The 6,455-nt window shown below is 27.4% G+C and carries 5 protein-coding genes and 1 CRISPR repeat array; all 5 genes read left to right on the top strand.

What is annotated here, in order from left to right; all coding sequences use genetic code 11:
- Nucleotides 1-116 precede the first annotated feature (116 nt).
- The 5 genes from N4A57_RS00895 (at nucleotide 117) to cas10 (ending at nucleotide 6,326) form a co-directional block, all read left to right on the top strand.
- A complete protein-coding gene (locus tag N4A57_RS00895; protein WP_293655448.1) occupies nucleotides 117-1,187 on the top strand; it encodes a PD-(D/E)XK nuclease domain-containing protein in 1,071 nt (356 codons plus the stop codon).
- Nucleotides 1,188-1,400: 213 nt separating this feature from the next.
- Nucleotides 1,401-2,363: a CRISPR direct-repeat array (repeat unit 37 nt; unit sequence GTTAGAAGAACATATAATTCCCTTTGGGAATTGAAAC).
- Between the two features lie 198 nt (nucleotides 2,364-2,561).
- Entirely contained in the window at nucleotides 2,562-3,677 is a 1,116-nt protein-coding gene (locus N4A57_RS00890) for a hypothetical protein (protein ID WP_293655447.1), read from the top strand.
- Nucleotides 3,678-3,691: 14 nt separating this feature from the next.
- Nucleotides 3,692-5,122, top strand: coding sequence for a hypothetical protein (locus N4A57_RS00885; RefSeq protein ID WP_293655446.1), 1,431 nt, complete (start codon nucleotides 3,692-3,694; stop codon nucleotides 5,120-5,122).
- On the top strand, nucleotides 5,089-5,229 hold the full coding sequence (locus N4A57_RS00880; protein ID WP_293655444.1) for a hypothetical protein: 141 nt from the start codon (nucleotides 5,089-5,091) through the stop codon (nucleotides 5,227-5,229). The genes N4A57_RS00885 and N4A57_RS00880 overlap by 34 nt, the downstream gene beginning before the upstream one ends.
- A 50-nt stretch (nucleotides 5,230-5,279) precedes the next feature.
- Entirely contained in the window at nucleotides 5,280-6,326 is a 1,047-nt protein-coding gene (gene cas10 / locus N4A57_RS00875) for a type III-A CRISPR-associated protein Cas10/Csm1 (protein ID WP_293655443.1), read from the top strand.
- Nucleotides 6,327-6,455: the final 129 nt, after the last annotated feature.

Raw genomic sequence — 6,455 nt, 5'->3', positions numbered from 1 at the left:
TCAATGAAAGTCTTAAAAAAATTAATTAGTCCTTAAATGTTGTAGGCATGAGCATTTAGTAATAATGTAAGCCTTATGTTGAGAGTATAAGGGAAGTTAACATATTTAAGAACCCCATGCCTTTAGGCGTGGGAGCATCAGAAAAGGGTGTACTCACAGGAATATTAAGGGTAGCAAAGGAAAGTGTATTTTCTGGACTTAATAATTTGAAGGTATGTACAATACTTAGGGATGAATATAGTAAAATCTTTGGTTTTTTAGAAGATGAAGTAGAAGAAATCCTTAAATACTATAACATTCAATGGGAAATGGATACAGTTAAAAATTGGTATAATGGATATACATTTGGAGAAGAAACCATATATAATCCCTGGTCCATACTAAATTATGTGGATAACTACAAAAAAGGATTTAGACCCTATTGGGTAAATACTAGTAGTAATGATTTAGTAAAAAAAGTCCTTGTCAGATCTGGTGAAACTGCAAAAATAGAACTTGAAGATTTGATGAGAGGAAAATCCATAGAAAAATCCATAAATGAAGATATAGTAATGAATGATGTAAATAAGGATTCTGAGAATCTATGGAGTTTCTTACTTTTTAGCGGATATTTAAAGATAGTAGATGAAAACTTTAAGAGGGGAAAGGTCTATTGCAATTTAAAAATTCCTAATTTGGAAGTGAACTATTTATATGAAGAAATAATTATGTCTTGGTTTAGTGAAAATATAAACAAGGAAAAATTTAACCTTATGCTAAAGAGCCTAGTTAATGGAGACATAAGGACCTTTGGAAAGATATTGAAGGAATTTGTATTAAAAAGTGTAAGCTATTTTGACACGGCAGGTAATGAAAGTGAAAAGGTATATCACTCCTTTGTACTAGGAATCCTCATAGGTCTTTGGGATGATTATGAGGTTAAATCCAATAGGGAAAGTGGATATGGAAGATACGATGTGGCATTAATTCCTAGGGACAGAGAAAGAAATGGCATAATTTTGGAATTCAAGAAGGTTGATAAATATGACAAGGAAACCCTAGAGACGGCAGCTAAAGGTGCATTAAAACAGATTGAGGATAAAAATTATAGGCAAGAATTAGTAAATAGGGGAATAGACAATATAATTGAGGTTGGTATAGCCTTTGAGGGAAAGAATGTGTTGGTGATGGAAAAGAAAATATTGTAAAATATCACATGTAGTGTTATCATATAGGCAATGAAAGGAATTTATTTTGCGAGGGTCTTTGGGTATGAAAAAACACTGGAGATGCTCGATGAGTATATTGCTGGATTTGAGGGTGTTTTTGAAAAATGGTCATCCTAGATTTTATTGAAAAAAGTGAGACCCTCGCATTTGGGTAAATTAGCCCAGTAATTGCAATGGTTCTAATGGGGTAGAGTTAGAAGAACATATAATTCCCTTTGGGAATTGAAACCGACAGTGCTCTTACACTTCCAAAAAGCTTGCCCATACTAGTTAGAAGAACATATAATTCCCTTTGGGAATTGAAACCATAAATACTAGCGTGTTATATATTTCAGAGAATAATTTACTAGTTAGAAGAACATATAATTCCCTTTGGGAATTGAAACATTATAGAATAACACACTATATTTGTTTTGTAAATAGTTGTTAGAAGAACATATAATTCCCTTTGGGAATTGAAACATATAGTTCTAACTCACTACTTTTAAAAATACCACTCTTTAGTTAGAAGAACATATAATTCCCTTTGGGAATTGAAACTTTAGATGTATAAAATTAGTATCCATACATGTCCATCTCAGTTAGAAGAACATATAATTCCCTTTGGGAATTGAAACTACTCTCAAATTCGTCCCAATCCATATTCCAACCTTCTAAGTTAGAAGAACATATAATTCCCTTTGGGAATTGAAACTGCTAGATTTCGAAGAACTATAGATTTAGTTCCGGAGTGTTAGAAGAACATATAATTCCCTTTGGGAATTGAAACCTCTCTTCTTTTATGGATTGAACTTTAGTAATAGTAGTTACAGGTTAGAAGAACATATAATTCCCTTTGGGAATTGAAACTTTACTGGTTTATATTCGTTTTTATCATATAACATTCTAAGTTAGAAGAACATATAATTCCCTTTGGGAATTGAAACTATTTATATTCATCAGGATTAGATTGTTTTTCTTCTGGTTAGAAGAACATATAATTCCCTTTGGGAATTGAAACTTTAATATCTCTAAAATCCCATCATCCAAAATCTTTGGTTTACGTTAGAAGAACATATAATTCCCTTTGGGAATTGAAACCCTATCATAGCTAAACCTAACATTGGTAATATTAACAGGTTAGAAGAACATATAATTCCCTTTGGGAATCTAATGAAACTTACATAAAACGGCATTACTGTTATTAGAGTAGTGTCGTTTTATATTGTAAAAAAATTGCTGTATAAAATTTAAATAGACAATATTGACAATTAATATATGTGGAATATTGTGGAAAATAATTGAAAGTGTTATCATAAAATTAATTAAAATGTAAATTGATGAATTTTGAAAGTTCAAACGAGGGGGATAAAAATGAATAAAAAAAATATAGTTTGTACATGTGGAGCAAGTAATAATGTAGTAGATGATCCAGATAAAATGAAGGATACATTATTATCAGAAATTTTCTATAAAAAATACTCAGAGAATAAGAATATTTCGGAGACGATAAAATATGTTGTAGAACTAATTCCTAAAGATAAAATTTATGACTTAGAAGAAAATATAAAAAATATTTTAGTAGAAGCAAAGGATGAGAATGATCTAAGAGATAGAATAGATAATGAAATTGAAATTAATGAAAATATAGGAGAACTACTTAGGATTAGTAGAGAAACTATAATTGATTTTTTTAAAGGCATTAAAGAAGAAAAAACAAAGAGAATAAATAAATACTTAAATTTAAGTCTAAAATATTTTCTTCGTAGCAAATCGGCAGAATGTAATTCCATAGAGGGCTATATTAGTGAGTATTTATTAGAGGACGAAGAGGTAAGTATTATTAATAAAATATATATATTAGCTTCAGATAGTGAAAAAGGATATGAATCGGCTAAAAAGAGTAAAGAATTTATTAAGGCATTAATGAAACACATTTATAAAAATAACAATATAGATATATATGTAGATAAAATTGAAGGCTTTAAAACTGGCGAGAATACGGAAAAATTTATCAAGGATGGTATTAGGAATTTACTAATGAAATTTTTTGACATACACCATAGTTCTCAAAGGCAAAATCATAAGTGTATATTAAATATTACAGGGGGATATAGAGCAGCAGTACCCTATGCAGTATATTTTGCTAGTGGCTTTGATTTAGATATTTTTTATCTATATGATGCTTCCACAAAGGTAATGGTTTTGCCTAGGATACCTATAGTGAGTTGGGATGAGGGATATTTAAGAAGACTTAAAGACATTAAAGAGGCATTTAGTCATAGTAAAAGGAAAGGCATGAATCAGGCAAAGAATAAAGGTATGTTATCTTTGGTAGATAAAAAAGAAGAGAAATTTTCTGATTTTGGAGACATTTTGATTGACCTTATAGAAAAGAAATTAAGTATTGAAGGAGATAGAGAAAATCTTAATCACAATACAAATTCCAATAGAAATAGATTTATATCCAGTATAGTTAGCAGATTATAGTAGGAGTTGTAAATGTGAAGATAGAAGAATACAAGATTAATTTAAACGAAGAAGAAATTATATTCAAGTGTGAAAGAAATACAGATTACAATATAAAGGTTATGGAAATAATATGGAATCATGTGGATTTTAGAATAGAATATGAGGAAAATAATGAAGAATCTATTTATGTACACAACATTATTAAAAGTATTAAAGTAAGAGAAGTCGTAGCAGAGTTATGCGGAGAATTATTTAGAGATTATAGATTTCGAAATGGTATTAGACAGGAAATATCAATGTATGAATATGCAATGAATGAAGAAATAGATAGATATGAAGGGCAAATGTATTATTTAATATTTGATGAATTATTAAAATTAGTAGAAGTGGACTTGTATTATAATTTTGATTACAAAGAAATTCATATGAATTTAGCATATAAGAAATTTAAGTTGTGCGAAAGATTGTATGAAGAAAATACTAATGAATATTTATTTAAAAATATGTATTATGAATCTTATACATCCTTCTTGAATTTTGCAGTGGAAAGAAAAATAGAGGTAGGGCCTGACTTAGAGGATAAAATAAAAGATGTATTTATAAAAGAAGAAAATAATATTATTAAAATTAAGGAACATTTTTATAATAACCAGAAAAAAGTCGAATATTATATAGATAATTGGTTTTTGAGAAAAAGTGATTATGAATCAGTAAGTCATATTATGGAGTTAATATCTAATGATGGAGAAAAAATAAATAAAAAAAGTATAAATAGAAATATTAGGAATTTACTACTGGATAACAACTTTGTATGTTTAATTATTTTATTATTGCCGATCATAATGTTTGTCTTTAATAGGACATTTAATACTGAATATATCAGGGTCGCTCAACAGAATATTCACTGTGTAATAATAGTCTATCTAGTGTTATTAAGTATATATAATAGATGTAAATACAAGAAATTTGGAAAGTTATATATATTTACAAGAAAATATTACCCTCGTGTATTGGGGGGGATAATTACAGGTTATGCATTATTATTGCTTGGAGAAGAAGTATATAAATATGTTATAAATTTAGATTATATTAGAATAATATGTATAATGGCTATATCATTAACTCTTACCTTTACATATATATACTCTAGTGTTTTAAATAGAGTTAAGAAAAGTGAATATGCTAGGAAAAGGGCTATAGATATAATTTTAAAGGGTTTATGTCAATCATATATACTTATATACATATTAAATGAACTTGTGATTACAGGTTTTTTAAAAGGAATGATAGGAGAAAATCAAACGACTAAAATCTATGATTCGTATTTACTAATGATAAATCCTATTATCAAGGGAAGTTTACATCATGTGAAAATTACACTAATATATCCCGTATTAGCACTTATGATAGGAATGTTCTTACAATTACTATGGGAAGAAGTAGAGATAACAAAACCTTTATAAAAAATAAAATTAATGCAGCTCTAAATGGGGCTGTATTTATTTTTGTAAATAAAAAGGAAAATAGTGGATTAATGAAGAATAAGAATGATAAATGGAAAACTATGTAATAAAATGTATTTTTAAGGATTTTAATTTGCATAGGAAAAGAGGTATGAAAATGAAGTATAACACTCTAATTTTAGCAGCTATATTAAAGGATTTACAGATAATAATAGGGAGAAATGAGAAAAGTGTTTGTAATGATACATTTATAGAAAAATATGAAAACAAATTTAAAAATATATGTGATGTGGATTTATTAATTAGTATTCTAAAAAACTATGAACTGATGGATGAAGGTAAGGTTATAAAATATAATAAATATATTCATATAATAAAAAAAGCACATGAACATATCCATGAAAAAATTCATCTAGGAGATGAAAAGTTTCGAGGTAGATTGTTAGATTCTATATTTTCAAATATTCAATTAAGAAGAGATTTACCAGAGCGGTCATTTTACCCAATGAAAGAATACTCTATTAAAAACATATTCCCCAAAAAAGCAAATGAAAATCTTATAAGGGATGAAAAAAACCTAATAAATGGTTTTGAAAAAGGGTTTATAGAAATAGTTGAAAATATGGGAGAGTTTAATAAGTTCTATGATCAATTATTTTGTTTAATCTTAAAATACATGTGGTGTATACCAATTAATATAAATGATGAAGTTGCAGATATATCCTTTTATGAACATACTAAAATGAATAGTGCCCTTATAGCAGCTCTTTATAGATACCATGAAAATATTAAAGATTTTTCTTTAGAAAAAATTAATGAGGATAAAGAAAAATATGGGGTTTTAGTAGGAGATTTATCTGGAATACAAAAATATATATTTGCCACATCAAATATAGGAACAGGTGGAATTGCTAAAAGATTAAGGGCTAGATCTTTTACTTTAGGAATTATATCAGAATTAGCAAGTCATAAAATTATAAACAAATTTAATTTAAATAGTACAAATATTATAATGTCATCTGGTGGGAAATTTTATATTTTGTTACCTAATATAAAGGGGTTAGATGAAGAAATAAACACTATACAAAAAGAATTTGAAGAATATCTATTAAAGGAATACAAGGGTGAAATAAGTTTAAATTTAGCCTATGAAAAAATATCAGGAAACGAAATGAAAAATTTTGGACAGGTATTATCTACGTAAAATTTGTACAAACAATCACAACAAATTTGGAAATATAATTCCAGTAATTATTATGTAATTCAGTTAAATTTAGCATAGATTTCAGCTTGTTTTTTACTGGAATAATATAACATAACAAAATAAATCATA

The sequence above is a fragment of the Anaeromicrobium sp. genome (assembly GCF_025210435.1).
In the GTDB taxonomy this organism is placed as follows: Bacteria; Bacillota; Clostridia; order Peptostreptococcales; family Thermotaleaceae; genus Anaeromicrobium.
This window is presented reverse-complemented; position numbering and strand designations above follow the sequence as displayed.